Annotated in this window: 26 protein-coding genes and 1 pseudogene; 12 read left to right on the plus strand and 15 right to left on the minus strand. The window is 73.1% G+C overall.

Annotation, left to right across the window (positions count from 1 at the left end; genetic code table 11):
* Positions 1-180 precede the first annotated feature (180 nt).
* On the plus strand, positions 181-903 hold the full coding sequence (locus tag AB0H52_RS25950) for a winged helix-turn-helix domain-containing protein (RefSeq protein WP_357950680.1): 723 nt from the start codon (positions 181-183) through the stop codon (positions 901-903).
* Here AB0H52_RS25950 and AB0H52_RS25955 read toward each other — a convergent pair.
* Positions 904-1,152: pseudogene (locus AB0H52_RS25955) on the minus strand (IS3 family transposase); the annotation flags it as partial.
* Between the two features lie 356 nt (positions 1,153-1,508).
* On the opposite strand from AB0H52_RS25955, the gene AB0H52_RS25960 reads away from it, so the two are divergent.
* Positions 1,509-2,771, plus strand: coding sequence for an MFS transporter (locus tag AB0H52_RS25960; RefSeq protein ID WP_357950635.1), 1,263 nt, complete (start codon positions 1,509-1,511; stop codon positions 2,769-2,771).
* A 43-nt stretch (positions 2,772-2,814) separates the two neighbouring features.
* Here AB0H52_RS25960 and AB0H52_RS25965 read toward each other — a convergent pair whose 3' ends face one another.
* From AB0H52_RS25965 to AB0H52_RS25990, 6 genes are all read right to left on the minus strand, one after another.
* The gene (locus tag AB0H52_RS25965) at positions 2,815-3,201 is read right to left on the minus strand and encodes a VOC family protein (protein ID WP_151493158.1); all 387 of its coding nucleotides are present in this window, start codon (positions 3,199-3,201) and stop codon (positions 2,815-2,817) included.
* A complete protein-coding gene (locus AB0H52_RS25970; protein WP_151493157.1) occupies positions 3,198-3,896 on the minus strand; it encodes a hypothetical protein in 699 nt (232 codons plus the stop codon). Before AB0H52_RS25970 ends, AB0H52_RS25965 begins: the two co-directional genes overlap by 4 nt.
* 201 nt (positions 3,897-4,097) lie before the next feature.
* A complete protein-coding gene (locus tag AB0H52_RS25975) occupies positions 4,098-4,517 on the minus strand; it encodes a YchJ family metal-binding protein (protein ID WP_225854859.1) in 420 nt (139 codons plus the stop codon).
* A gap of 200 nt (positions 4,518-4,717) precedes the next feature.
* Positions 4,718-5,836 (minus strand): magnesium and cobalt transport protein CorA, encoded by a 1,119-nt coding sequence (locus AB0H52_RS25980; RefSeq protein WP_151493286.1) that lies wholly within the window; start codon positions 5,834-5,836, stop codon positions 4,718-4,720.
* Between the two features lie 99 nt (positions 5,837-5,935).
* Complete coding sequence (locus AB0H52_RS25985) at positions 5,936-6,547, minus strand: class F sortase (RefSeq protein ID WP_151493285.1); 612 nt, start codon at positions 6,545-6,547, stop codon at positions 5,936-5,938.
* Positions 6,548-6,629: 82 nt separating this feature from the next.
* Positions 6,630-7,115 (minus strand): hypothetical protein, encoded by a 486-nt coding sequence (locus AB0H52_RS25990; RefSeq protein ID WP_151493284.1) that lies wholly within the window; start codon positions 7,113-7,115, stop codon positions 6,630-6,632.
* A 647-nt stretch (positions 7,116-7,762) separates the two neighbouring features.
* Here AB0H52_RS25990 and AB0H52_RS25995 point away from each other — a divergent pair.
* The 3 genes from AB0H52_RS25995 (at position 7,763) to rnhA (ending at position 10,239) form a co-directional block, all read left to right on the plus strand.
* Positions 7,763-8,350, plus strand: a complete 588-nt coding sequence (locus AB0H52_RS25995) for an MFS transporter (RefSeq protein ID WP_357950640.1) — start codon at positions 7,763-7,765, stop codon at positions 8,348-8,350.
* A gap of 57 nt (positions 8,351-8,407) precedes the next feature.
* Positions 8,408-9,643 (plus strand): lycopene cyclase family protein, encoded by a 1,236-nt coding sequence (locus tag AB0H52_RS26000; protein ID WP_151490408.1) that lies wholly within the window; start codon positions 8,408-8,410, stop codon positions 9,641-9,643.
* A gap of 122 nt (positions 9,644-9,765) precedes the next feature.
* Complete coding sequence (gene rnhA, locus AB0H52_RS26005; protein ID WP_151490409.1) at positions 9,766-10,239, plus strand: ribonuclease HI; 474 nt, start codon at positions 9,766-9,768, stop codon at positions 10,237-10,239.
* Between the two features lie 8 nt (positions 10,240-10,247).
* Here rnhA and AB0H52_RS26010 read toward each other — a convergent pair whose 3' ends face one another.
* From AB0H52_RS26010 to AB0H52_RS26020, 3 genes are all read right to left on the minus strand, one after another.
* Positions 10,248-10,484: a preprotein translocase YidC gene (locus tag AB0H52_RS26010; protein ID WP_151490410.1), complete on the minus strand. Its 237-nt coding sequence runs from the start codon at positions 10,482-10,484 to the stop codon at positions 10,248-10,250.
* Positions 10,485-10,588: 104 nt separating this feature from the next.
* Entirely contained in the window at positions 10,589-11,476 is an 888-nt protein-coding gene (locus AB0H52_RS26015; RefSeq protein WP_151490411.1) for a pentapeptide repeat-containing protein, read from the minus strand.
* A gap of 76 nt (positions 11,477-11,552) precedes the next feature.
* Complete coding sequence (locus tag AB0H52_RS26020) at positions 11,553-12,650, minus strand: DUF5919 domain-containing protein (protein ID WP_357950644.1); 1,098 nt, start codon at positions 12,648-12,650, stop codon at positions 11,553-11,555.
* A 178-nt stretch (positions 12,651-12,828) separates the two neighbouring features.
* On the opposite strand from AB0H52_RS26020, the gene AB0H52_RS26025 reads away from it, so the two are divergent.
* Positions 12,829-13,437, plus strand: coding sequence for a hypothetical protein (locus tag AB0H52_RS26025; protein ID WP_151490413.1), 609 nt, complete (start codon positions 12,829-12,831; stop codon positions 13,435-13,437).
* Between the two features lie 54 nt (positions 13,438-13,491).
* Positions 13,492-14,094, plus strand: coding sequence for an MBL fold metallo-hydrolase (locus AB0H52_RS26030; RefSeq protein WP_151490414.1), 603 nt, complete (start codon positions 13,492-13,494; stop codon positions 14,092-14,094).
* Between the two features lie 40 nt (positions 14,095-14,134).
* On the opposite strand, the gene AB0H52_RS26035 is transcribed toward AB0H52_RS26030, so the two are convergent.
* Complete coding sequence (locus tag AB0H52_RS26035; RefSeq protein ID WP_357950647.1) at positions 14,135-15,484, minus strand: hypothetical protein; 1,350 nt, start codon at positions 15,482-15,484, stop codon at positions 14,135-14,137.
* Between the two features lie 244 nt (positions 15,485-15,728).
* Between AB0H52_RS26035 and AB0H52_RS26040 the strand changes: the two genes are divergently transcribed.
* Positions 15,729-16,760 carry a PHB depolymerase family esterase gene (locus AB0H52_RS26040; protein ID WP_151490416.1) on the plus strand — a complete coding sequence of 344 codons (1,032 nt, stop codon included), beginning with the start codon at positions 15,729-15,731 and terminating at the stop codon, positions 16,758-16,760.
* 14 nt (positions 16,761-16,774) lie between these two features.
* Here AB0H52_RS26040 and AB0H52_RS26045 read toward each other — a convergent pair whose 3' ends face one another.
* The 3 genes from AB0H52_RS26045 to AB0H52_RS26055 are packed head-to-tail and all read right to left on the minus strand — an operon-like array spanning position 16,775 to position 19,881.
* Complete coding sequence (locus tag AB0H52_RS26045) at positions 16,775-18,196, minus strand: DUF6297 family protein (RefSeq protein WP_357950651.1); 1,422 nt, start codon at positions 18,194-18,196, stop codon at positions 16,775-16,777.
* A complete protein-coding gene (locus tag AB0H52_RS26050) occupies positions 18,193-18,816 on the minus strand; it encodes an ABC transporter ATP-binding protein (protein ID WP_151490418.1) in 624 nt (207 codons plus the stop codon). The genes AB0H52_RS26045 and AB0H52_RS26050 overlap by 4 nt, the downstream gene beginning before the upstream one ends.
* A gap of 45 nt (positions 18,817-18,861) precedes the next feature.
* The gene (locus tag AB0H52_RS26055) at positions 18,862-19,881 is read right to left on the minus strand and encodes a WYL domain-containing protein (RefSeq protein WP_151490419.1); all 1,020 of its coding nucleotides are present in this window, start codon (positions 19,879-19,881) and stop codon (positions 18,862-18,864) included.
* A gap of 44 nt (positions 19,882-19,925) precedes the next feature.
* Here AB0H52_RS26055 and AB0H52_RS26060 point away from each other — a divergent pair, with 44 nt between their 5' ends.
* The 4 genes from AB0H52_RS26060 (at position 19,926) to AB0H52_RS26075 (ending at position 23,353) form a co-directional block, all read left to right on the plus strand.
* Positions 19,926-20,405: a hypothetical protein gene (locus AB0H52_RS26060; RefSeq protein ID WP_151490420.1), complete on the plus strand. Its 480-nt coding sequence runs from the start codon at positions 19,926-19,928 to the stop codon at positions 20,403-20,405.
* The gene (locus AB0H52_RS26065; protein WP_357950656.1) at positions 20,405-20,863 is read left to right on the plus strand and encodes a hypothetical protein; all 459 of its coding nucleotides are present in this window, start codon (positions 20,405-20,407) and stop codon (positions 20,861-20,863) included. The genes AB0H52_RS26060 and AB0H52_RS26065 overlap by 1 nt, the downstream gene beginning before the upstream one ends.
* Before the next feature lie 68 nt (positions 20,864-20,931).
* On the plus strand, positions 20,932-22,440 hold the full coding sequence (locus AB0H52_RS26070) for an NAD(P)/FAD-dependent oxidoreductase (protein WP_357950659.1): 1,509 nt from the start codon (positions 20,932-20,934) through the stop codon (positions 22,438-22,440).
* A gap of 22 nt (positions 22,441-22,462) precedes the next feature.
* Positions 22,463-23,353 carry an SDR family NAD(P)-dependent oxidoreductase gene (locus AB0H52_RS26075; protein ID WP_357950662.1) on the plus strand — a complete coding sequence of 297 codons (891 nt, stop codon included), beginning with the start codon at positions 22,463-22,465 and terminating at the stop codon, positions 23,351-23,353.
* Here AB0H52_RS26075 and AB0H52_RS26080 read toward each other — a convergent pair whose 3' ends face one another.
* A complete protein-coding gene (locus AB0H52_RS26080) occupies positions 23,354-24,814 on the minus strand; it encodes a cryptochrome/photolyase family protein (RefSeq protein ID WP_151490424.1) in 1,461 nt (486 codons plus the stop codon).
* Positions 24,815-25,160 lie beyond the last annotated feature (346 nt).

Raw genomic sequence — 25,160 nt, forward strand, 5'->3', positions numbered from 1 at the left:
CGCCCGCCAGCCGGCACCTCAGGAATCTGCTTCTTCCCGCGCCCCATCGCAAACCTCCGTGATCAAGGTGTTGCGACGATCAGTTGAATTCGCCCTCGCTGCCGCGGTCGCTGTGGAAGATCACTGCGTCGACCTGGCCGCCGCGGGTCGCGGCGGCCCTTCCCGCAGGCACAAGAGGATCTGCGTCGCAGGGCGGTAGCGGCGGTCAAGGCCGGGCACACGCAGGCGGCGGTGGCCACAGTGCTCGGTGTGTCACCGCAGGCGGTTTCGCGGTGGGTCAACGCCTTTGACCGCAAGGGGAACAAGGCACTCAAGGCCGGCAAGCGGGGGCGGCGTCCGGGTGAGCAGAAGGCCCTCGACCCGAGGCAGGAAGCTCGGGTACGGCGAGCGGTGGTGAGTAGGTACCCCGACCAGGTCGCGTTGCCCGGCCTGGTGTGGACTCGCCCGCAGGTCCGCCAACTGGTACGCACCTGGTTCGGTATCGGCCGGTCCCTGGTCACGATCGGCAAGTATCTGCGCTCGTGGGGGCTGTCACCGCAGAAGCCGATCCGCAAAGCGTACGAGCGGAACCCCGAGGCGGTCGCACGGTGGCTGGAGGCGGAGTACCCCGCCATCGAGAGACAAGCGAAGAAGGAGAAAGCGGTCATCTTGTGCAACGTCCGCGACTGGCTGGCCGAACGTGTTGAGCAGATTGAGATGCACTTCCTGCCCGGCTACGCACCCGAACCGAACCCCGTAGAACTACTCAACGGCGACATCAAACGCCATGTGGCACAAGCGAACCCCGCCAACCCCACCGGACTCGCCGCAGCAGCCGCCTCGCACCTGCGCCGCCGCCAGAACCAGCCCGAGGCAGTGAAGTCCCTATTCGGCAAGCCAGAGGTCCGCTACGCCGCTGGCTGATCAGCACATGTTTGCCCTTCGGGTCAATAAGTCACGTTTGACCAGGTCACGAGGCCGGTCGGTCTCGGCCTCAGGCCGTGTCGTGCGTGCTGACCTGTCGCGCAGCAGCCCGCGCAGCGCGGCGGCGCGCATCAGCCGTTCGACCGTGCACCGGGCCACCTCGACGCCCTGGCGGTGCAGCTCGTGCCAGATCTTTCGGGTGCCGTAGACGCCGTAGTTCTCGGCGTGGATCCTCCTGATCATCGTGGTGAGTTCGCTGTCGCGCCGTGACCGGGCCGAGGCCGTACGGTCTTGACGGTGTAGTAGGTCGACGGTGCGATCTGTGCCGGAGTGTCTTCCAACGCCCGCAAGACCGACTGGACACCGTGCTGTTCCTTCTCAGAGTCGACGAACGCGACCCTCACCGCGACGGCCGGTCCAGCTCGGCCGCGACCCGCGTCGACGCCGGGTGGACGTTCCGATCCGCCCGTCCCACCGCGGGCGGCTACACGGCGCTCCCCATCTCAACAGTGCGCTTCACTCCGAAGCTGGACCGCAATCACACAGCGCCCGGCGGTCGCGCTTTCCACGTCCGGTGTCCGTCTCCACTCCCAGGGGAAGGCCCCATGATCCGCATCGTCTCGCACGGACCCGACCCGGCGGTCCGCCGGCTCACCCTGACCCTCTACGGGTACGCGTTCCTCAGCGACCTCGTCCTGCTCTACCCGCTGTACGTGGTGTTCTTCGCCGACACCGGCCTGTCGGTGGGGCAGATCTCGTCGCTCTTCGTCATCTGGTCGGCCGCCGGCATCCTCGTCGAGGTGCCCTCCGGCGCGTGGGCCGACGTGGTGTCCCGCCGGCTGCTGCTGGGTCTCGCCCCGCTGGTGACCGCGGGCGGGTACGCGCTCTGGGTGCTGGCGCCGTCCTATCCGGCGTTCGCGTTCGGGTTCCTGCTCTGGGGCGCCGGCGGGGCCTTGGTCTCCGGCGCGCTGGAGGCGCTGGTCTGGACCGAGCTGGATCGGCTCGGCGCGGCCGGCCGGTACGCCCGGGTGCTCGGCCGTGCGCGCACGGCGGGCGTCCTGGGTGTGGTGCTCTCCGGAGTGCTCGCCGGCCCGGTGCTCGCCGCCGGCGGGTACCCGGCGATCGGCGCGGCCAGCGTGCTCGCCTGTCTGCTCGCCACGGCCGTCGCCGCCCGGTTTCCCGAACACCGCCGCTGTACCGCAGCGTCGGTCGGACCACCGTCCGGTCCGGACGATGACGACGGCGACGCGGGCTGGTGGGAGACCCTGCGAGCCGGGGTCACGCAGGTCCGCACCCACCCGCCGGTGCGGGGCGCCGTGCTCCTGGTCGCCGTGGTGGCCGCCGACTGGGGCGCGCTCGACGAGTTCACCCCGCTGCTGGCCCTGGACACCGGCGTCGGGGCGCAGGTCGTACCCCTGCTGCTCCTGCTGCTCTGGGCCGGGGTGACCGTCGGCGGGTTGCTCACCCCGGTGGGGGAGCGGCTGGGCGGCCGGGGCTATGCCGGCCTGCTGACCGTCGTCGCCGTCGCGCTGGCCGGGGGCGCGCTGCTGCGGCATCCGGCCGGGTTCGTGCTGCTCGCGGTGGCGTTCGGGGCCGCGCAACTGGCCACCGTGCTGGCTGACGCGCGGTTGCAGGCGCGGATCACCGGCAGCAACCGCGCGACCGTCACCTCCCTGGCCGGGATGGCCACCGACGTACTGATCATCGTGACGTACGGCGCGTACGGGCTCGTCGCCACGGCGGCCGGCAACGCGGTGGCGTTCGCGGTGACCGCCGGGCCGTACCTCATCGTGGCGCTGGCGCTGCTGCGCCGCCGCCGGCGCCCCGCGGCGGTGACCACCGGGGTGGCCGCGCGGGGCCGGTGCTGACCCTGCCCGGCGGCGACCGGAAGGGCCGCCGCCGGGCGCTCGCTCAGCCGGTCATGTGCAGGAACGACCACTGGTGACCGTCGAGGTCCCGGAAGCCGCGCATGTACATCGGCCCGTTGGCCATCCCCGGCCCGAGCGGCTCCCCACCGGCGACCGCAGCCCGGTCGACCAGCTCGTCGACCTGCTCCCGGCTCTGCGCCGACAGCCCCACGATGACCTCCCGGCTGGTCGCCGTGTCGGTGGCGGCCACCCCGGTGTACGCCTCGAAGGCCGACTTGACGTGCAGCATCAGCCGGGTGGTGTCGGAGATGGTGAGCATCATGCTGTCCCCGTCCGGCCCGGTCTGGTCGGTGGTGAAGCCGAGCGTCCGGTAGAACTCGGCGGCGGTGGTCAGGTCGCGCACCGGCAGGTTGATGAAGGTCATGGTCATCGGTTGTCTCCGTTCGACTCGAGCAGCACCTTCAACGCGGTGAGCCGCTCCCGCCAGTACGCCTTGAGCTGCGTGGCCTGCTCGGCTCCGGTCAGCTTCTCGTGCAGGACGTTGACCCGGGTCTTCGACTCGCCGACCGCGTCGAAGCCGACGACGATCCGGGTGGGCCCGCCGGCCCAGTCGGCCCGGAAGCTGCGCGGCGCGGTGGCGGTACGGACCCGTACCTCGACGTCGGGCAGCCAGCGGGCGCGCGCCGTCTCGTCGGCGAACGCCTCGAACAGCCGTGCTGCCGGCGCCGCCACCGTCCGGCTGGCGCTGACCTCGAAGCCGCCGCCGCGCCGCTGACCGGGCGAGCGCAGGCCGCGTGCCTGCTCGTACCCGACGGTGATGCTCTGCGCCCACCAGCCCGGCACCTCGTGCTCGGCCACCAGGTGACGGGCGATCTCGGTGTGCGTCCGCTCGGCGGCGGACGCGGCGTCGAGCACGGCGAACCACTGCGCCCAGCCCTGCCCGGTCCGGTCGCGGAGCAGGTCGTCGGCGATCCGCTCGGTCTGTGCGGCGGCGGGTGCCGGAGGCGCCTCGGGGTCGGGCCCGGCGGACCGGTTGATCAGGTGCCGGCGGGCCGTGGTGTAGCTCTCGCCGGTCTTCGCCATCCGGGCCCGGACCCGGGTCTTGAACGATCTCTGGTTGGTCATCACATGCTCCCGGTCAACGGCACGGTCACCGGGACTCACGCTCCCGTCGACCCCGCCGGAGTGGGGCATGTGGCACCACGTCCCGAGGGCTCCAGGCCCCCTTTGCCTCCGCGTGGCCGGCGGCGTGAGCGCCGGGAGGGAGGTGCGGCGCAGGACTACGCCGGGGTCATCATACGTTCAGCCCGGCCGTCGGCGCAGCCGTCAGGGCTGATCGCCGTCGAGGTAGACCCATCGGCCGTCCTCGCGGGCGAACCGGCTGTGTTCGGTCAGCGTGCCCGCGCGGCCCGCGTCGCGGTAGTGGGCGTGGAACGTCACGGTGCCGGTGGCGTCGAGCACTCCGCCCCGGTCGGTGTCGACGATCTCCAGCCGGATCCACCGCTGCCCCGGCGCCAGCTCCAGCCGGGCCGGTCGGGTCGAGGAGTGCCAGCTCCGCAGCAGGTAGCCGGTGTCGCCGAGGGCGAAGGCGCTGAACCGGGAGCGCATCAACGCCTCGGCCGTCGGCGCCTGCGCCGCGCCGCCGTGCACCGGCGCGCAGCAGTCTGCGTACGTCCGGCCCGAGCCGCACGGGCACACCCGTTCCGCCGTCGCGTTCGCCCGTCTGCGCCTGCCATCCTTGCCCACGCCGTCATCCTGCCGCACCGCCGCGCGGCCCCGGACGTTGGCCGACGGGTTGACGGTCGTCCCTACGCTCGCGGGCATGACGCGATCGGCCGCCGTGCCGCTGGCCCCGGGTCATCCGCGCGGGGCGGGCTGACCTGCGCGGGGCGGGGTGATCCGCGCGGGGCGGGCGACCTGCGCGGGGCGGGGTGACCTGCGCGGGGTTAGAGCCAGCCGGAGCGGCGGAACAGGCGGTACAGGGCCAGGGCGGCCAGGGCCATCAGGGCCACCGCGCCGGCGTAGCCGTAGCGCCAGGCCAGCTCGGGCATGTGGTCGAAGTTCATGCCGTAGATGCCGGCGATGCCGGTCTGGGTGGCCGCGATGGCCGCCCACGCCGCGATCTTGCGCATGTCGTTGTTCTGCTCGACCGCGAGCTGCGCCAGGCGGGACTGGACGATCGAGGTGAGCAGGTCGTCGTACGCGGCCACGCGGTCCACCGCCCGACTCAGTCGGCCGTCCACGTCGACGAACCAGCGGTGCAGCGTACGCGGCGGGCCGTCGGAGCCGTCCGAGCCGTCGGTGTCGAGCAGTGTGCGCATCGGCGCCTGCAACGGCAGGACCGCCCTCTTGAACTCCACGACCTCCCGTTTGAGCTGGTAGATGTGCTGGATGTCGGCGGCACGGTCGCGGGCGAACACCGCCTCCTCGACCCGTTCCAGGTCCCGTTCCACGTGCCCGGCCACCTCCAGGTAGGTGTCGACCATCCGGGCGCAGACCGCGTAGGCGACCGCCCACGGGCCGGCGGCCAGCAGCGCGGGCCGGCGTTCGATGTCGGCGCGGACGCTGCGCAGCGCACCGGTGGCGCCGTGCCGCACGGTGATGGCGAACCGGTTGCCGAGCAGCACCATCACGTCGCCGGTGTCGATCACCTCGGAGGTGTCGGTCAGCTCGTCGTGCTCGACGTACCCGGCGGTGCGCAGCACCAGCACCGTCACCGGCCCGTGGCGCTGCACGGTGGGCCGGTGCCCGTCGGCGAGCGCCTGCTCGACGATCAGCTCGTCGAGGCCGAACGTCCGTCCCACCGCGGCGAGCACCGCCGGCCCCGGCTCGTGCAGGCCCAACCAGACGAACGCGTCGCGGCCGCGCCGGGCGTGGGCGTACGCGTCGGCGTAGTGCGGGCGGCCGGGCTCGCGTCGACCGTTGACGTAGACGGCGCAGTCGACCACCGCGTCCGGGTTGGACCGGCGTGGGGTGGGGGAGCCGCCCTCGACCCGTCCGAGCAGTCGACGGGCGAGCGCGCGTACGCCGCGGCCGGCCCGGTCCCGTACCGCTCGCTGATCCACCACGTGTCTCCCCGTCGCCGGCGTACCGCCCCGATCAGGGATGGTGCCACCGCATTCTGCCGAGCGGGGTCCGGCGCCCGACAGGCGGGCGGCCCCGGCTCAGGCGGTGCGGGTGGCGAAGACGACGACGTTGTCGACGTAGTTGCCGGTGGCGTCGTCGAACCGTCCGCCGCAGGTGATGAGGCGCAGCCCGGCGGCGTCCGCCGGGCCGTAGACGAGCGCGGTGGGGAAGCGGTCCTTGGGGTACGCGCGCACGTCGTCCACAGTGAACGTGGTGATCCGCGCGTCGGTGCGGGTGACCTGGATCTCCTGGCCGGCGCGCAGGCGACCGAGGTCGAAGAAGACGGCCGGCCCGCTGGGGGAGTCGACGTGTCCGACCAGGACGGCGTTGCCCGTCTCGCCGGGGCTGACCCCGTGTCGGTACCAGCCGGCGAGGGTGGGCCGGTCCAGGGGTGGCACTTCCAGCACCCCGGCGGCGTCCGCGCCGACGGGGACGATCTCGGCGCGTACCCCGATGGCGGGGATCTGCACCCGGACCGGCGCGGCGCGCGTCAGCGGCGCCAGGTCCGGTGCGGGATGGGTGCGTGCCGGTGTTCCGGCCGGTGGCCGTGGTGGCCGCGCCGGGTCGGCGGTGAGGCCGACCGTGATCAGCCCCAGCCCGCTGATGCCGAGCAGGGCGACCACGGCCGGGAGGGTCCGCCGCCACCACACGTGCGCACCTCCGTACGGGATCGTCGGGGTGCCCGCGCCACCGGCACGGGCACCCGTCCTCAGGGATGGAGCGGGTCGCCGGTCAGGCGACGGCGGACACCGGACGGCGCCGGCGGAACAGGATCACCGCGCCGGCCGCGGCGGTGCCGAGCAGCGTGCCTCCGGCGGCTAGGGCGCCGTTGTCGCGGCTGTCGCCGCCGGAGCCGGCGGGCGCGCCGCCGATCGGGGTGACGGTGAACGTGGAGCTGCCGGCTGAGCTGCCGTCGCCGCAGGTGGCGGCCACCGTGTAGGTGCCCAGGGTGAACCCGGCAGTGAAGAGTTCGGCGCTCAGCCCGCCGCCCGCGGCCGCCGTGGTGGATCGGACGTTCTGGTCGCGGTTGGGGCCGGTGACGCGGAACAGGGCGTCACCCGACTTCGGGTTGCAGGTCGTCGCGGTGAGCACGACGGTTCCACCGACCGGGGTGGTGGCCGGTGACACGGTGGTGTCGGCCAGTGCGGCGCCTGGCAGCAGGAGCGTGCCGAGGCCCACGCCGAGCGCCGCTGAACAGAGTGCTGTTGAGACCTTCATACGCGTCTTCCCTCACTTTTCGTCCGCTGACTGCGTGGGACGTCGTTCGGGTGGCCAACTCCGTGACTAGCACCGGTGTGCCCAACACTAGGTGGGTTGGGGCCTCGATCAGGTGAAAATGAGAAATCCTCGTTGCCGTCACGTGTCCACCCGAAGGTGGGGAGAGCTGCGGAAAGGCCCGGACGGCCCGACCGGCACGGGTGCTCCGGTCGATGTCTGCTCCGGTCGGGCTGTCGTCGCTGAGGCGATGGCGAGGTATCGCGTCGCCTGTCCCAAGACTGTCAGCCGGCGTGCTGCGCCGGCATCGGCTCGCCGGTCTCCACGAGGGTCTTGAGGTTGGCCAGCAACTCGGGCCAGCCGCACCATAGGCAACCACATGGTTGCCGATCAACCTGGCCGTCGGCACGCTTCTGCCGGCGGGATAAATCCCGGTGGACCCCGGGAGACGCTGGTAGGTTCGCTCGCCGTGACAGGGGACGCGGGGGTTGGTCTGGGACGTGCGTTCGCCCGGCTGTGGGCGGCCAGCACCCTGTCGGCCCTGGGCAGCGGGCTGGCGACCGTGGCCGCGCCACTCTTCGTCGCGTCGCGTCGCGTCGCGTCGCGTCGCGTGGCTGCGCTGGCTGGCGCACCAGCGGTTGCTGCGCACCATGGCCGTGCTGATCGGCCTGCTCAACGTGACCCTCACCGCCGCCCTCGCGGTGCTGGTGTTGCTCGCCGACGAGCGGCTGGGACTCGGGTCCGTCGGCTACGGGCTGCTGTTCACCTGCATGGCCGCAGGTGGGGTGCTCGGCGCGCTCCTCGGCGACCGGCTCGTCTCCTGGATCAGCGCCACCTGGACGGTCCGGGTCGGCCTGCTCGTCGAGGCGGGACTGCACCTGGCGTTGGCCGCGTCGCGTAGCACCCTCGTGGTCGGGTTCGCGCTCTTCGCCTTCGGTGTGCACGGCGCGCTGTGGAACATCGTGGCGAACTCGCTGCGCCAGCGACTCACCCCACCGACCCTGCAGGGTCGGGTGGCCAGCACGACCCTCTTCGTGGCGGCGGGTGGCAACTGCGTGGGCGCCCTGCTCGGTGGGCTGCTGGCCTCCTGGATCGGCATCACCGCGCCGTACTGGGTGGGGTTGGTGGTGGCGATCGGCGTCTCCGCCGCCACCTGGCGGGTCTTCGACCGCGCGACGGTGCAGCGTGCCTACGCCGACCCGCCCCCGGTCGAGCACTCACCCGCTCCGGTGGCCTGAGCGCTCGCCGGGCGGGCGACGGGTGGACGCACCGGGCGGTGTGGCAGCGTGGTGCGGGTGACCGACTCCGCGCCGCTCGACGTCGACCTCGCGCTGCTCGGCGGTGGTGGCGCCGCGTCGCTGCTGCTCGCCGCGCTGGACCGGCACGACGTCCGCGACTTGCGGATCGCCGTCGTCGACCCGGTGCGCCGACGCGGCCAGGACCGCACCTGGGCCTTCTGGGGCAGCCCGGACCCCGACCTGGACCCGCTGCTCAGCGCGAGCTGGCCACAGGTCGAGGTGGCCACGCCGGCGCGGCGCCGCGTCCTGGACCTGACCCCGCTGCGGTACGCCATGCTGCGCTCCGGCCCGGTCTACGACCGGGCTGCCGTCGCCGAGCGCCGCCTGCACGCCACCCGCGTCGTCGCGCCCGCCGAGGCGGTGACCGACGACGGCACCCGCGTGCTGGTACGTACCGCCGGCGGCCCGGTCGTACGAGCCGGCTGGGTGCTCGACTCCCGCCCCCGCCCACCGGCGCGGGCCGGGCGGACAACCTGGTTGCAACACTTTCGTGGCTGGTGGCTGGAGGCCGACCGGCCGGTGTTCGACCCCGGGCGGGCCGTGCTGATGGACTTCCGCACCCCGCAGCCGCCCCGCGGTGTGTCCTTCGGCTACGTGCTGCCGGTCAGTGACCGCTACGCCCTGGTCGAGTACACGGAGTTCTCCCCGGGCCTGCTCACCGACGCCGGGTACGACGCGGCGCTGGCCGCGTACCGCGATCTGCTCGGGTTGGACCCGGCCGGGCTGCGGGTGCGCGAGGTGGAGAACGGGGTGATCCCGATGACCGACGCGCCGTTCCCGGCCCGGCCGTCGCCGCGGGTGGTCCGGCTCGGCACGGCCGGGGGCGCGACCCGCCCCTCCACCGGCTTCACCTTCTCCGCCATGTACCGCCAGGCCGACCAGGTGGCGCGCGTGCTCGCCGCCGGCCGGCCGCCGGTGCCGGAGCCCGCGTACCCGCGCCGGCACCGCTGGATGGACGCGGTGGCGCTGCGCGCCCTGGACCGGGGTGGGGTCAGCGGTCCCGAGTTCTTCGAACGGCTCTTCGACCGCAATCCGGCCGAGCGGGTGCTGCGGTTCCTCGACGGCGTCACCACCCCGGCCGAGGAGGTCGCGGTCATGAACTCCACCCGGCTGCTGCCGATGATCGCCGCCACGGCCGGCGACGCGGCGCACCGCCTGCGCGACCGGGTCGGACCGCCCCGGCCCGTGCCAGCCATCCCGGCGGCCGTGGTGGGTGGCGCCTCCCCGACCTGATCGGCCCCGGTGTCGGGCCGGATGCGCCGCCCGGCTGACCCCCGAGGGGTCGGCGCCGGTCGGTCCCGTGTCGCGGCCCCCGATCGGCAGGTGCGGCCCGGCCGCCCGGTAGGTTGCCGGGCATGGTGGACGCGGCGGCCGGCAGGGGCGTGCAGATCTGGACCGACGGGGCGTGCAGTGGCAACCCGGGGCCGGGCGGCTGGGGCGCGTTGCTGCGCTACGGCGACCACGAGCGGGAGCTGTGCGGCGGCGAGGCGACGCCGACCACCAACAACCGGATGGAGCTGATGGCGGCCATCCAGGCGTTGGAGAGCCTGAACCGCCCGGTCACCGTGGAGTTGCACACCGACAGCACGTACGTGCGCAACGGCATCACCAGCTGGCTGGCGTCGTGGAAGCGCAACGGCTGGCTGACCGCCGCAAAGCAGCCGGTGAAGAACGCCGACCTGTGGCAGCGCCTGGAGGCGGCCTGCGAGCGGCACCAGGTCACCTGGCTGTGGGTCAAGGGGCACAACGGGCACCCGGAGAACGAGCGCGCCGACCGACTGGCCAACAAGGGCATGACCGAGGCACGGGCCGCGCTGGCCAGCCGCTGACCAGAGCGTCAGCGGGTCGCGTCCGGGTGGCCGGGCATGCTCGACCCGCCGCCGCTGCTGCCCGACGACCCACCCGCGACACCCGAGCTGTTGTCCTCGGTCACGATGTCCGGTGGCACGTCGGTGTCGTCCGGGGGTGGGACCTCGGTGTCGACCTCGACCTGCACCAACGGGACCTGGCCGGCCTCGTCCTCGCTGTGCTGCGGGTCGCCCGGCAGCTCACCGTCGCGCTTTCGGTAGCCCACGCCGTGCCCCCCGTCGATGCCGGTCCGCGTCGGCGCTGGCTACCCGGCGTCGTCACGGCCGAAACCTCGCGCTCGGCGGCGTCGTCACGGCCGAAACCTCGCGCTCAGCGGCGTCGGCCGCGCCGGGTGGACGTCGCCGACCGGGAGGGTTGGCGGACCGGGGTGAGCGCCAGCGCGGTCCAGTGCGCCGGCCGGGTGAGCGCCGCCGGCAACCCGGTGCGGGTGTCACCCCGCGCCGCGTCCAGCTGCGCCTGGTGCAGGAAGAGGGTGCTCCGCAGGTCCGCTCCGCGCAGATCGGCGCCGCGCAGGTCCGCGCCCGTCACGTCGGCGAGGCTCAGGTCGGCGCCGCGCAGGTCCGCGCCGACCAGCAGCGCCCCACGCAGGTTGGCCCGCCGCAGGTCGACCCGCCGCAGGTCAGCCCCGAGCAGCTGGGCACCCCGACGATCGGCGCCTCCCGGGGAACGCGCCGCGTCGCTGGCCCGCGCCAGCAGCGGGTTGACGAGGTCGCGGTGCGCGGCGGTGTCCACCGCGCGTAGTCGCGTCGGGTCAGCGCCGCAGAGCGCCCAGGTTTCGGCGTGCGCGCGCTCCAGCTCGACGCGCAGGTCGGCGGGCGGGCGCAGCGTCAGCGCCTCGGTGAGATACCAGAGCAGCTCGTGCAGTGGTCGCAGCACCGCGAACGCCTCCGCCATCGCGGGCAGCGTCCCCGGTGCGTCCCGCCAGTCCCGACCATTGAAGGTGACCTGGGCGACCTGCTGCCCCGCGCCGAAGCAGTCGAACACCGTGCAACCGGGGAACCCGCGCTGCCGCAGCTCGGTGTGGATGCCGCAGCGGTGGTCGGTGCGCAGGTTGGGGCAGGGCTGCCCGGCCGGTTTGTCGATGGCGAAGTCCGCCGACCGGGCGAACGCCGGCACCACGCAGCACAGCCCGAAGCAGCGCCCGCAGTCGGCGCGCAACTGCGCGGACCCGGGCGGCGGTGCGGGGCTGGGCGGCATGCGGACGGACCTCCTGACGATCGGTGCGGTGCGCCCACCATTGTCCCGCTCGCCAGGGCCCCGAGCGGGACGGGGGTCACCGTCCGTGCGTGTCGTCGGCCGTCCCGGCCCGGGCAGCCGGGGTACGGGGAGCGCCCGGCGCCGGCACCAGCCGCCGGATCGCCCGCTCCCCGTCGCCGTGCCCGTACTTCTGGTCGAAGTGCCGGCTCACGATGGTGGCCGGCGTGCGGTCCCCGTCGGCCGGCTCGGCCAGCGCGAACACGGCCGGGGTCGCGCCGGGCGCGCGGGGCGGCAGCACGGCCCGCACGGTCAGCGGCCCGGTCACCCGGAACCCTTGGCAGTCGACGTAGTGCTGCCCGTCCACCGTCACGTACGGCACGCGCACCTCGACCACGTCCAGGTCGTCGTGACGCAGCGTGACCGTGGCCGACCAGTACCGCTCCAGGTTGAGGGTGGCCTGCTCGTGTTCCCACAGTTCCTCGAACCGGGCGTGCACGAACCCGCCCCACGGGCTGTCCATGTCCACCTCGAGCTGCGGCACGTTGAACGAGAGCTTGCCGATCGGGAAGAACGAGATCAGCGCCCGCCCGTCCCACTGGTAGAGCTGGATCGACGGGGACGCGTCGTAGAGCCGGACCTGCAACCGCTGCCGCAGCCGGGCGTCGAGGGCGTCGGAGAACGCGGCCAGGTGGCGCAGGTTGGCGCGGATCTGTCGCGGCACGTCCACCCGCTGCCGCTCCAACTCCTCGGAGCGCTGCTGAGCGGCGGTGCAGTCCGGGTCGAGCAGCAGCAACTGCACCTGGGCGCCGTTGGTGAGCGCCGTGCGTACCGCGGACAGGGTCTCCTCGCGGTGCCGCTGTTCCAGAAGGATCGTCCAGGTGTCGAGGATGCGCACCCGGCGGGCGGAGCGGTCCAGCCGCGTCACGAACGCCTGCTGGTCGAAGCTCAGGTGCTCCTGCACCCGGGCCTTGCGGGCCTCTTCGAACAGCGGGTCGAAGATGACGTACGAGATGGCCGCGAGCACCACGCTGGCACCGAGGTTGAGCAGGAGGTCGCTGAGGAAGCCGGTGCTGCGCCAGGCGGCCAGCAGCATCACGACGGCGACGGCGAGCAGCGGCCCACCGACGGCGAGGGCGCGTCGCTGCCGACCGCCCCGACCAGACCACCCCGGCATCCGGTCCCCTTCCGCCCGTCGGCCGACCCCGCCGCCCACTGATCACCGGCATGCGGAGGATACGTGCCCGCTTTGCCGCTCGCTGTCCCCTTCGAGAGCGATCGTTTCACCGGCCGGACCCTCCGGGCCGCCCATAGGGTGACGGTAACGAGGCCGGGCGACTGCGGAGAGTGGTGGCATGGACGATGCCGAACGCGAAAAGGCGCTGCTGAGCGTCCTCACCACCGAGCACTACGCCCTGCAGACGTCCCGCGCCGGCACGATCACCGAGGCCACCGGCCGTGCCACCATCTTCCTGTCGGTGTTGTCGGCGGCCCTGATCGGCCTCGGCTTCGTCTCCGGCAACGACCGGGTGATCCGGCCGTACCTGGGCGCCGTGCTGCCGATCCTGGTGGTCATCGGCGTGCTGACCTTCCTGCGGCTGGTGGAGACCACGGTGGAGAACGCGCTGGACCTGAAACGGATCCAGCGTATCCGCGCCTACTACCAGGACCGCCTCGCCGGTGAACACGACTTCTTCGCCGACGCGGTGGCGTCCGAGGACAGCGCGGAGACCGCCTGGATCCTGGTCGGCACCCGGCCGGGGCGCTGGGAGTTCCTGCTCACCACGGCCGCGTTGGTGGGCGCGGTCAACGCGGCGCTGGTCGGGTTGGGCGTCGCCCTGGTGGTCAGCGCGGTCGGGGCCGCGCACTGGCTGACGGTCCTCGCCGGGGTGGTGGTCGCGCTGGTGGCGTTCGCGGCGCAGTTCGCGTACATCGTCCGCATGTCGGCGGGTCGCCGGGTCTGACGACGCTCGATTTCTCGCCAGCCGGTCGTGGTCCGCTCGGCGTACCGTCGCCGGATGCGGATCATCCGATTCACGCACGCCTGTGTCCGCGTCGAGCACGACGGTCGGGTGCTGGTGATCGACCCGGGCACCTGGAGCGAACCGCGTGCCCTGGCCGGGGCGGACGCCGTCCTGGTCACCCACGAGCACACCGACCACGTGGACGTGCTGCGCCTCGCCGGCCTCGGCGTCCCCGTGTACGCCCCCGAGGGCGCCCGCCTGTCCGATCTCGCCCCGCTGCCGGTGACCCGGGTCCGCGCGGGGCAGCGCTTCACGGCGGCCGGCATCGACGTCAGCGCCCACGGCGGCCGGCACGCCCCCATCCACGAGGGGCAGCCCGACTGCCCCAACCTGGGCTACCTGGTCGGCGACGGGCTCTACCACCCCGGCGACTCGCTGCACGTGCCGGACGAACCGGTGCGCACGCTGCTCGTGCCCGCGCAGGGATCCTGGCTGCGCCTCGACGAGGCTATCCGGTTCGCCGCCGCGGTGGGCGCCGAGCGGGCGTACCCGATCCACGACGCGCAGCTCAACGAGCGTGGCCTGGCCAGCGTCGCCGGCTGGTTCGGCGAGACCATCCCCGGCTATCGCCATCTCGTCCCCGGCGACACCGCCTGACCGGACGCGTGGGCGACCGCGCCCGGGGCCACCGCGCCGGTCAGCTCGGCGGCGGCTGGGCGGTGGAGCGCGGCGAGTCGCGGACGAACACGTCGAGCCGCTGGTTGGTGTCGTCTGCCACCATGTTGGTGGCCGACGAGGTGAAGGGGACGTGCCGGCCGCGGTGGTCGATGGAGGGATCGTTGCTGGAGGCGTTGGCCTCAGTCCCCTCGGGCGAGACGCTCAACCGGGTGGTGGTGTTGGTGGACCACTCGTGCAGGAAGACGTCGTCGGCGTAGTTGGTGTCCTCCGGCACCAGATCAAACGAATTGGACACGAACGCGACCCGCTGGCCGTCCCCGCTGAGCGCAGGTTGGTTGCTGACGCCGATGCGCTGACCGCCGCCGGTGGCGACGCTCGCCCGTCGGGTCACCCCGGTCCGCGGGTCCCGGATGAAGACGTCCTCGGCGTGGTTGGTGTCGTCCGGTACGAGGTTGGCGGCCCAGGAACTGAAGGCGGCGAAGCGGCCGTCGGCGCTGATCGCCGGTCCACTGCTGTCGCCGTAGGCCTGCGTTCCCCCGGAGGTCAGGCTGACCCGGGAGGTGGTGCGGAGCACCAGGTCTCGGACGAAGATGTCCGCAGCGCCGTTGGTGTCTCCGGGCACCAGGTTGGACGCTTCCGAATAGAAGATCACGTGGTGCCCGCCACCACTGATCATCGATGAGGTGAAACCGCTTTGTCCGTTGCCCTGGATGCCCGTGCTGGAGATGCTGACCCGGGTGGTGGTGCCGAACAGTCGGTCCCGGACGAAGAGGTCCGGCACGCCGTTGGTGTCCCCGGGTACCAGATTGGTCGCGTACGAGGTGAAGGTGACGAAGCGGCCGTTGTAGCTGATGCTGGGCACGGTGCTGCCCGCGTTGCCCTGTCCGCCGGTGGTCGGCAGGCTCACCCGCGTGGTCGTCCACAGGAGTCGGTCCCGGACGAAGATGTCGGTGGCGCCGTTGGTGTCGCCGGGCACCAGGTTCGAGGCGGCCGAGATGAAGGCGACGTAGCGACCGGTGCCGCTGATCGCCGAGCCGAAGCTGCCGGCATTGCCCTGGGCGCCGGTGCCGGAGACGCTGATCCGGGAGGTGGTGCGCAGGTTACGGTCCCGGACGAACACGTCCACGACGCCGTTGGTGTCTCCCGGCACCAGGTTCGTGGAGAGCGACTCGAAGGAGACGTGCCGGCCGCTGCGTGAGCTGCTGCTGGCGGCACTGCGGTCGTTTCCCTGGACCTGGCCGTTGGCCACGCTGACCCGGGTGGTCAGGGGGTCGGGCTGTGGCACCGGAGCAGCCGACGCGGCCGGGGTCATGGCCGCTGGCAGGGTGAGAGCCACCGTGGCGGCCAGCGCGATCAGCAAACGTCTCATCTCTCCGCCAATCCTCCGAAGCAGAAACAATCCGTCATCGCCGGTCGCTGGCCGAGGCATCCACGTCAAGGCTGTGAGCTGGGCAAACGCCCGTCTGGCCGAATGGTGGCACCACCGTCGGACGTAGCGGGAGACCACATCGGCGTCGCCGGACGTGTCGATCGCACTCATGTCTGGTGTGGTCTATGTCACGGTAGCGTTCGCGCACGCCGACGCCCCGTTGGCGCTCCGAAGGAGAGCGTCCATGTCCACACCGCGCAGAGCCACCACCGTCCTCGCCGCCGTCCTTCTGCTGGTCCTGACCGTCGCGGCCCCCGCCCAGGCCGCCACCCCGTCCACGAACCCGCCGGTCGCGGGCTCGCTGGGCACGTACAACGTCTCCGGGGTGTACGTCGCCGGGGTCTCCTCCGGTGGCTACATGGCCACCCAACTGCACGTCGCCTACTCGTCGCGGATCCGCGGCGCGGCCGTCTTCGCCGCCGGGCCGTACTACTGCTCGCAGAACACCGTCGCGCAGGCGTTGTACGGCTGCGGCGACAACCTGTACCCGACCAACGTCTCCGCCCTACAGACGTACACCCGGACCTGGGCGTCCTACGGCTGGGTCGACCCGGTGGGCAACCTGTCCGGCGACCCGGTGTACGTGTTCCACGGCGCCAACGACACCACGGTGAAGAAGTCCGTCACCGACGACCTGGTCCGCTACTACCAGCACTTCGGGGCCAGCGTGCAGTACGACAGCGGCTCGGCGGCCGGCCACTCCTGGGTCACCCCGTACGGGACGCAGGGGTGTACGGCGACCGCGTCGCCGTACCTCAACGACTGCGGCACCGACCCGCAGAACGCTCTGCTGCGCAAGCTGCTCGGCGGGGTGAACGCGCCGAACACCGGGGCGCTGGGCGGCACGCTCATCCGGTTCAGCCAGAACACGTTCGCCGTCAACGGCTGGGCCAACGGGTTGAGCATGGACGCGAACGGCTTCGCGTACGTCCCGTCGGCCTGCGCCGCCGGCCAGTCGTGCCGGCTGCTGGTGGCCCTGCACGGCTGCGCGCAGGGCTACGGCGCGGTGGGCACGGCGTTCGTCGACCGGGCCAACCTCAACCAGTACGCCGACACCAACAACCTGATCGTCCTCTACCCGCAGGCGGGCACCGCCCTCAGCAACCCGAACGGCTGCTGGGACTGGTGGGGCTACCTCGGGGCGACCAACTTCCCGATCAAGGGCGGCGCGCAGGTGGAGACCATCATGAACATGGTCCGGCGGCTGGACGGCTGAGGCTGAGGGGCCGGTCAGCCCAGGAACAGCTGGACCAGGACGAGCACGGCGAGCAGCGCCGGCCCGCGTGAGCCCTGGCGCAGCAGGTCGACCGGGATCATCCCGAACGGCGTGTTGACCGTCGCGCCGCCGTAGTCGATGGGTGGGCGGGTGCCGGCCCGGAAGGCGGCGGCCACCACGCCGAGCGCCAGCGTCGGCGCCAGCCACTGCGGCCCCGGGTCGACGGTCGGCAGGGTCAGCAGCCACCACAGGCCCGCGCCGAGGGCCGGCACCACCACGTGGATACCGCGCAGCAGGGCGTCGCTGCCGCCGAGCGCCCGGCGCAGGCCGGGGGACCGGCTGATCGAGCGCAGCCCGCCGGTCAGCCGGTCGGCGGCGACGTAGGCGAGCACCACCTGCGCGGTGCCGGCCAGCCCGGGCAGGGCGAGCGCGGCAGCGTACTGGACTCCGATCAGCGCCGCCCAGATCAGCAGGGCGCTGGGGTGGCGGCGCAGCCGGCGCACGTCGGCCTGCAGCAGCGCCCACCAGCCGGGGCCGGGCAGGAACCGGCTGCTGCGCACCCGGCCGATCCGACGCCAGCGGCGGCTCTCCACCAGGCCGGTGAGCAGGCTCGGGTCGAGCAGGATCGTGGCCGTGGCGGCGGCGTTGGCGAACTGCGCGCCGGTGGTCAGTGTGGCCCGGTCGACGCGGGGCAGCGCGCGTACCGCGAGGATCGTGCCGGCCACCGCGAGCGGCACGCCGACGGCGGCCAGCGCGACGGTCGGCGTGGACGCCGGTCGGGGCAGCCCGTCGCCGAGGCGGCCGGTGAGCACCACGAGGCCGGTGATGACGGCGGCGGCCACCATCGGGGCCGCGCCGGCCAGGGTCGGCCACCGCCGTCCGGTCCGGCTGCCCTGTGCGACGACGCTCAACGCCAGTGCCGCGGCACCCCATCCCGCGCCGGCGGCCGCCGCCCAGCCCAGGGCGGCCGGGTCGTTGACGCCGCCGAGCGCCGCCACGGCCACGCCGAGCGCGGCGGTGCCGGCCGCGGCGCCGGCCAGTAGGACCGCGAGGCGCGGCGCCAGCCAGGCCCGCCGGTCGACCGGCGCGCTGGTCACCCAGCTCTGGGTGGCCGGGGTGACCAGCAGCGGGCCGAGCGCGCGCAGGCCGCGCCAGGCGAGCCCGGCGCCGGCGAGCAGCGTGGCGACCGCCAGCCACCACCGCACCCCCGGCTCGGCCTGCCCGACGGTCGGGGAGTCCAGCATGTCGCGGCTGGCGCTGATCGCGAACCAGCCGTACATGCCGACGAAGAGGACCATGACGTACGCGTCGCCCAGCACGTCGCCGAGGGAGTGCTCGTGGTGCCGGCGGCGGGCCTGGCGCAGGTGCGTACGGACCTGCCGGGCCGTCGGCAGCCCGGCGGGTGTCGCCGCGATCGTGGCCGGCGGGGCGGTCACCGGCCGATCTCGATCCGCTCGTCGACGACCGCGTCGATCAGTTCCGGATCGTGCGAGGCCAGCAGCACGGCGGTGCCGGCGTCGCGTTCCCGGCGCAGCCGATCGGCAAGCCACTGCCGGCCGGCGACGTCGAGGCGCTGCTCCGGCTCGTCGAGGATCAGCACCCGACGCGGCCGGACGAAACACGACGCCAGCGCGAGCCGGCGGCGCTGGCCGCTGGACAGGGTGACCGGCAGTTGGTCGCGGGCCGGGCCCAGGCCCAGTTCGGTGAGGACCTCCTCGACCGGCTCGGCGCTGCCCCCGTGGGCGTACGCGACGAGCTCCAGGTGCTCGACGACGGACAGGTCGGGGAAGAAGTCGATGTCGTCCAGGGCGGCGGCCACCAGCCCCCGCACCTGCGGGTCGGTCTCGTCGGCCCGGTAGCCGAGCACCCGCACCTCGCCCGCGTCGGGCCGGTCCGCGCCGACGACGCAGCGCAGCAGGGTGGTCTTGCCGCTGCCGTTGGGGCCGAGCACCACCGCGATCCGGCCCTCCGGGAGCGTGAAGCTCACGTCGTCGAGCACGACCAGGTTGCCGAAGTTGCGGCCGAGTCCCCGCACCGAGAGCGCATCCACGATCACACACTCTCCCAGACCGGTGCCACCGACCAGCACGAGCGACCCACGTCACGCCCGGTGACAGGACGTATCGGCGGGGGCGTCCGGTTGGGGGGTCGGGGCGTAGAGGGCGGCCAGCCCGGCCGCCGTGGCGGCCAGCCGTTCCCGCAGCGCCACCGGGCTCAGGACCTCCACGTCGGCGCCGAGGCGCAGCAGGTCACCGTGGGCGTGGGTGAGCGACTCGATCGGGAGCACCGCGGTCACCCAGCCTCGCGCGTCCGCAGGGCCGGCGCTGGCGTCGACCGCCGCCACCACGGGATCGCTGCCGATCTCCCGCAGCCGCTCCCGGCCGCCGGGGGAGAGCCGCACGGTGGCCTCGTCGCGGTGCAGGTGCGCCCGGAACCGCGCCACGTGCGCCCGCCACCAGACCGGCAGGTCGAAGTCGGCGGGCCGCTCGAACTCCTCGGCCAGCGGGGTCAGCTCCAGGATCTGGTTGACCCGGTAGGTGGCGGGTCTGCCCCGGCCGGGCCGGTCGGCCACCACGTACCACCGGCCGCCCTTGAGCACGAGCCCGTACGGCTCCAGCACCCGGGTCGCCTCGCCGTTCCAGCTGCGGTAGCGCACTTCGACACGGTGCTGCCGCCACACCGCCTCCGCCGTGCGGGCCAGCTCAGGGGAGGTGTCGCCGTCGGCGTACCAGCCGGGCGTGTCCAGGTGGAAGCGTTGCTGGAGCTGGACGGCCCGGTCGCGCAGCGGTGCCGGCAGCGCGGCGTGCAGCTTGAGCCGCAGGGCCGCCACCACGTCGCCGTAGCCCAGCTCGTCGGCGGGGCCGGGCAGTCCGGCCAGGAAGAGACGGTCGGCCTCCTCGGCGGTCAACCCGGTCAGCCTCGTCCGCCAGCCGTCGACGAGCTGGTAGCCGCCGGCGTGCCCGGCCTCCCCGTACAGCGGGATGCCAGCGGCGTGCAGCGACTCCACGTCCCGGTAAATGGTGCGCGGCGAGACGGACAGTCGCTCGGCGAGCTGCGCGGCGGTCAGCCGTCCGTGCGCCTGGAGCAGCAGCAGGACGGAGAGAAGTCGACTCGCTCGCACTTCACTGACACTAGCTGTCAGGGGAGTGGTCCTACCGTCCCGGCATGGCATTCAGCGACAAGGATCTCCGAACGCCGGGACCGGTCACGGTGGACGGTTGGCAGCTCAAGCGTTACCACATCGACCAGCCGGAGCGGCCGATCGAACCGGCGGTGGAGAAGGCCGCGTACGACGTGCTGCCAGCGCTGCTGGCCCGCGCGGTGAGCGACGGCACCCCGGCCGCCGGATGGGTGGTGCTGCACCGGGGCGCGGACGCCGGCGCCTACCTGCTGGCGTACACCTGGGTGTGGGACAACGCGTTGCAGGTGCACATCGCGGTGGCCGGGCAGCCGGTGCTGGACTGCCCGGACGACGACCCGACCCACTTCGTCGAGCTGGGCCGGCGCGAGGTTGGCTGCGTGTGGGAGTTGGCGGTGCTGGAGCACGAGCGGGCCGCCTGGGTGCGGCACATGCTGCTGCCGGCGGGCCCTGATCTGACCGGCTATCTACGTGACACGCGAGTGGAAGGGCCGGTGGGCCACTGATGGGCGACTTCGACTTCTACGTGGGCACCTGGCACGTGGTCAACCGACGGCTGCGCGAGCGGTTGACCGACTGCGACGAGTGGGACGAGTTTCCGGGAGTGTCGGTCGCGCACAGCTTCTTCGGCGGGGGCGGCAACTTCGACGAGATCACCTTCCCGACCAAGGGCTTCGCCGGCGCGACGCTGCGGATCTTCGATCCGGCCACCGAGCAGTGGTCGATCTACTGGATGAACAGCGGACGCGGCGAGTTGGAACAACCGCCGATGGTGGGCCGCTTCGTCGACGGGGTGGGCCACTTCTACGCCGACGACCAGCACGAGGGGCGGCCGGTCCGGTGCCGGTTCATCTGGTCGGAGATCACCGCGACCACGGCCCGTTGGGAACAGGCGTTCTCGGTCGACGGCGAACGTACCTGGGAAACCAACTGGATCATGACGTCCACCCGGGCGGCCGACTGACTCGGCCTTCGGCGGGGCGGTGGGCGCGGTGTTAGTGTCCGTCCACTGCCCCGGATGGAGGAACGCCGATGGCCTCCGACCACGTCGACGTGCTGATCATCGGCGCCGGCCTGTCCGGCGTCGGCGCCGCCTGCCACCTGCGCCGCGACTGCCCCGACAAGACGTACGCGGTGCTGGAGGCGCGCGACGCCGTCGGCGGCACCTGGGACCTGTTCCGCTACCCCGGTATCCGGTCCGACTCGGACATGTTCACCCTCGGCTACTCGTTCAAGCCGTGGACCGCCCCGAAGGCCATCGCCGACGGCGCGACGATCCGGGAGTACGTGCGTGACACCGCCCGCGAGTACGACGTGCAGCGGCACATCCGCGTCAACCATCGGGTGCTGCGCGCCGAGTGGGACAGCGCCACCGCCCGCTGGACGGTGCACGCCGAGCGTACCGACACCGCCGAGCCGGTCGTCCTGACCTGCGCGTTCCTGTTCGCCTGCACCGGCTACTACCGCTACGACGAGGGTTACACCCCGCCCCTGCCGGGCGTCGAGGCGTACGCCGGGCGGTTGGTGCACCCGCAGCACTGGCCCGACGACCTCGACCACACCGGCAGACGGGTGGTGGTGATCGGCAGCGGCGCCACGGCGGTGACCCTGGTGCCGGCCATGGCGCACCGCGCCGCCCACGTGACGATGCTCCAACGCTCACCCACGTACGTCCTGGCGCTGCCCTCCCGCGACCGGCTGGCCGACGCGCTGCGGCGCCGGCTGCCGGCGAAGGCCGCGTATCCGGTGGTGCGCTGGAAGAACGTCCTGCTGTCCACCCTCAACTTCCAGCTCAGCCGGCGCGCCCCGGGCCTGGTGAAGCGGCTGCTGCGCCGCGCCGCGAAGGGCCGGCTCCCGGTGGGGTACGACGTCGACCGGCACTTCTCGCCCCGCTACGACCCGTGGGACCAGCGGCTCTGCGTGGCGCCCGACGGTGACCTGTTCACCGCCGTGCAGGAGGGCCGGGCGTCGGTGGTCACCGACACCATCGACACGTTCACCGCGCACGGCGTCCGGCTGGCCTCCGGCGTTGAGCTGCCGGCCGACATCGTGGTCACCGCGACCGGGCTCAACCTGCTCGCCCTCGGTGGCCTGACGCTCAGCGTCGACGGCGCCGAGGTCGACCTGGCCGGCACCGTCGCCTACAAGGGCATGATGCCGTCCGGGGTGCCGAACTTCGCGTTGACTCTCGGCTACACCAACGCGTCGTGGACGCTCAAGGCCGACCTGGTCGCCGGTTACGTCTGCCGTCTGCTCCGCCATCTGGACCGCACCGGACAGCAGGTCGTGACCCCGCTCCCGCCGCCCGACGACGAGCGGGTGCCGCTGATCGACCTGCGCTCCGGATATGTGCTGCGCAGCGTCGACGCGCTGCCCAAGCAGGGTGCGACCGCGCCGTGGCGGCTGCACCAGAACTACGCCCGCGACGTGCTGCTGATGCGCCACGGCCGGCTCGCCGACGAGGGCGTGCGGTTCTCCCGCGCCGAGGGTGTGTCCGTGCCCGCCGGCGCCACGCGTTCCGATCCGGCTGATCGCCGGTAACCGCCAGGAGAGGAGCCCGACCGTGCAGAGGTTCACCTTCACCGGAGGCACCGCCGTCGTCACCGGCGCGGCCAGTGGCATCGGCGCGGCGTTGGCGCACGCGCTGGCCCGCCGGGGCAGCGACCTGGTCCTGCTGGACCGCGACGCCGAACGGCTGGACGCGGTCACCGCCGCGATCCGCGCCGCGCATCCCGACCGTCAGGTGCACACCCACGTCGTGGACCTCGCCGACGCGGCGGCCACCGCCCGGGCGGCCGAGGAGATCAGCCAGCGGCATCCGCGCGTGCGGCTGCTGGTGAACAACGCCGGCGTCGGCCTCGGCGGCCGGTTCGACCAGGTGACGTTCGACGAGTTCAGCTGGGTGATCGACGTCAACTTCCGGGCCGTGGCGCAGCTGACCCACGCGCTGCTGCCCACCCTCAAGGCGGAGCCCGGCGCGCACCTGGTCAACATCTCCAGCCTGTTCGGGCTGATCGCGCCGGCCGGGCAGACCGCGTACTCGGCGAGCAAGTTCGCGGTGCGCGGCCTCACCGAGGCGCTGCGCCACGAACTCGTCGACGACGGCATCGGTGTGACCTCGGTGCACCCCGGCGGCATCCGCACCCGCATCACCGAGAACGCGCGGATCGGCAGCGGCGTCGCCCACGAGGAGTACGCCGCCGGGCGCGCCCAGTTCGAGAAGCTGCTCACCATCGCGCCGGACCGGGCCGCCGAGGTGATCCTGCGGGGTGTCGAGCGGCGTCGGGGTCGGGTGCTGATCGGCTGGTCGGCGAAGCTGCCCGACCTGCTGGCCCGGGTGATGCCGGCCTCCTACAACCGGTTGCTGGTCACCGGCCTGAACCGGGGCGTCGCCCGCCCCGCGCCGCCGGTGCCCGCGCAGCGGCCCGCCGACCCCGCCCAGGAGGCGGTCTGATCACGGCGGTGTGCTGCCCCGCTTCTCCTCCTGCGCCAGCACCGCCTCGCGGTGCTCCGGATCGTCGCGGCTGTCCAGCTCGGCGGCGAGCCGCGGATCGGCCACCAACCGCCCCCGGCTGCGGTGCAGGAAACTCTCGAACCCCCCGGTGTACGGGCAGGCCAGATCGCCGAGCGCCCGCTCGGGCGCGTAGCGGCACCCGGAGCAGTAGTCGCTGATCTCGTCGATGTCGGTGCCACCCACCGCGTACGGGCGCGTGTCCAGCCGGGCCAGGTCGGCGTACTGGCTCATGCCGACGACGGTCGCGTTCATCACCCAGTCGGTGCCGTCGACGAAGCACTGCCGGAACCAGTCCGCCAGGTCGGTCGGGCGCCAGCCGCGCTGCAACGCGTAGTTGCCCAGCACCAGCAGGCGGGGGGTGTGGTGGGTCCACGCCTGGTCCCGTACGGCGGCGAGCACGTCGGCCAGGCAGCGGGCCTCCACCGCGTCCGCGTCCAACTCGGCGAACCACTGCGGCAGCGGCTCGGTCGCGGCCAGCCAGTTCGCCCCGCGGTATTGGGGCTCGAAGTACCAGTAGAGCTGCCAGAGGAACTCCCGCCAACCGAGCAGACCCCGGATGAACGGCTCCACCGCCGTACGGGGGGCCGCCCCGGTTCGCCACGCCCGTTCGGCGGCGCGGACCGCCGAATCCGGGTCGAGCAGCCCGAGGTTGAACGACGACGAGAGCGCGGAGTGCGCCAACAGCGGGTCGTCGACGCTCATCACGTCGGCGTAGCGGCCGTACTCGGGCAGCCGATGGGTCAGGAAGTGCTCCAGGCGGGCCTGCGCCTCGGCGTGCGTGGCCGGGTGCCGGCGGGGGCCGTCGCGGCCGACGAACCGTGCGCCGTCGGCGGCCCACCGGTCCAGGTCGCGGCGTACCTGCGCGTCGATGTCGTCCTCGACGATCGGCGGCGGTGGCGGCGGTGCCGTCGGCGTGCCGTGGCCCTCGGCGCGGGAGCGTCGCGTCGCAGCGGCCCCGCCGGCCGGGGCGGTCAGCACGTCGTGCCGGCGTCGGGCGTGCCGGTAGAAGTCGGCCATCCGCAGCTGACCGCGCCGGGTGCGGTCGGCCCAGCCGGCGAAGTCGGCCTGGCTGGTGACGAAGCCGCGCGGGGGCAGCACGGTCAGCTCCGGCACCGACCGGGCGAAGCCCAGCGCCGCCCGGGAGTGCGGATGGCACACCTCGAGGGGCTCACCGACCTGTGCCAGCCCCTCCCGGAACGTGTCGGCCCGCACCAGCAGCGCCCGGTCACCCAGCTCGGCCGCGCGGTGGCGCAACGCGGACAGGATCAGGTGCGCCTTCTGCCGGTGCATGGGTCGACGGCGGAACAGGTCCCGGATCTCCACCAGCAGCACCGGCTGATCGGGGTCGTCGAGGAAGTGCGGCCCGAGTTGATCGGCCAGCAACCATCGGCGGCGAAGCATGCCCGCAATTCTGCCCACCTCCGGGCCGACACGCCCGGTGGCTGGCCGGACGTTCGCAGGTGACCTACCCCGCCGCCCGCACGCCATCACTCAAGGGTCAACTCCACCACCGCAGTGACCTGCGCAAACGACGCGGCGTGTTCACCTTCGGCTGTGTGCCTGTTCGGTAGTACGACACCTCTACCGACCAAGATCGCGCCGTTAACCATCGCGTGACCGTGGCGGCCAGCGAGGCCTACTACTCGCGCGGCACCGTGGTTTGGACGGAGATCGCCGCCGCGTTTCCACGCGGGACATCGCACTCGGCGGGCTCGCCGACCATAGGGGAGTTGTTCAGTGACATTGA

The organism is Micromonospora sp. NPDC050695 (genome assembly GCF_040654415.1).
Classification (GTDB): domain Bacteria; phylum Actinomycetota; class Actinomycetes; order Mycobacteriales; family Micromonosporaceae; genus Micromonospora.

Bases quoted from the DNA above. Each gene is read 5' to 3' on its own strand.
- AB0H52_RS25960 (WP_357950635.1), top strand. From the start codon at position 1,509: ATGATCCGCATCGTCTCGCACGGACCCGACCCGGCGGTCCGCCGGCTC.
- AB0H52_RS25965 (WP_151493158.1), bottom strand. From the start codon at position 3,201: ATGACCATGACCTTCATCAACCTGCCGGTGCGCGACCTGACCACCGCC.
- AB0H52_RS25970 (WP_151493157.1), bottom strand. From the start codon at position 3,896: ATGACCAACCAGAGATCGTTCAAGACCCGGGTCCGGGCCCGGATGGCG.
- AB0H52_RS25990 (WP_151493284.1), bottom strand. From the start codon at position 7,115: ATGAAGGTCTCAACAGCACTCTGTTCAGCGGCGCTCGGCGTGGGCCTC.
- AB0H52_RS25995 (WP_357950640.1), top strand. From the start codon at position 7,763: ATGGCCGTGCTGATCGGCCTGCTCAACGTGACCCTCACCGCCGCCCTC.
- rnhA (WP_151490409.1), top strand. From the start codon at position 9,766: ATGGTGGACGCGGCGGCCGGCAGGGGCGTGCAGATCTGGACCGACGGG.
- AB0H52_RS26015 (WP_151490411.1), bottom strand. From the start codon at position 11,476: ATGCCGCCCAGCCCCGCACCGCCGCCCGGGTCCGCGCAGTTGCGCGCC.
- AB0H52_RS26020 (WP_357950644.1), bottom strand. From the start codon at position 12,650: ATGCCGGGGTGGTCTGGTCGGGGCGGTCGGCAGCGACGCGCCCTCGCC.
- AB0H52_RS26025 (WP_151490413.1), top strand. From the start codon at position 12,829: ATGGACGATGCCGAACGCGAAAAGGCGCTGCTGAGCGTCCTCACCACC.
- AB0H52_RS26030 (WP_151490414.1), top strand. From the start codon at position 13,492: ATGCGGATCATCCGATTCACGCACGCCTGTGTCCGCGTCGAGCACGAC.
- AB0H52_RS26035 (WP_357950647.1), bottom strand. From the start codon at position 15,484: ATGAGACGTTTGCTGATCGCGCTGGCCGCCACGGTGGCTCTCACCCTG.
- AB0H52_RS26040 (WP_151490416.1), top strand. From the start codon at position 15,729: ATGTCCACACCGCGCAGAGCCACCACCGTCCTCGCCGCCGTCCTTCTG.
- AB0H52_RS26060 (WP_151490420.1), top strand. From the start codon at position 19,926: ATGGCATTCAGCGACAAGGATCTCCGAACGCCGGGACCGGTCACGGTG.
- AB0H52_RS26065 (WP_357950656.1), top strand. From the start codon at position 20,405: ATGGGCGACTTCGACTTCTACGTGGGCACCTGGCACGTGGTCAACCGA.
- AB0H52_RS26070 (WP_357950659.1), top strand. From the start codon at position 20,932: ATGGCCTCCGACCACGTCGACGTGCTGATCATCGGCGCCGGCCTGTCC.
- AB0H52_RS26080 (WP_151490424.1), bottom strand. From the start codon at position 24,814: ATGCTTCGCCGCCGATGGTTGCTGGCCGATCAACTCGGGCCGCACTTC.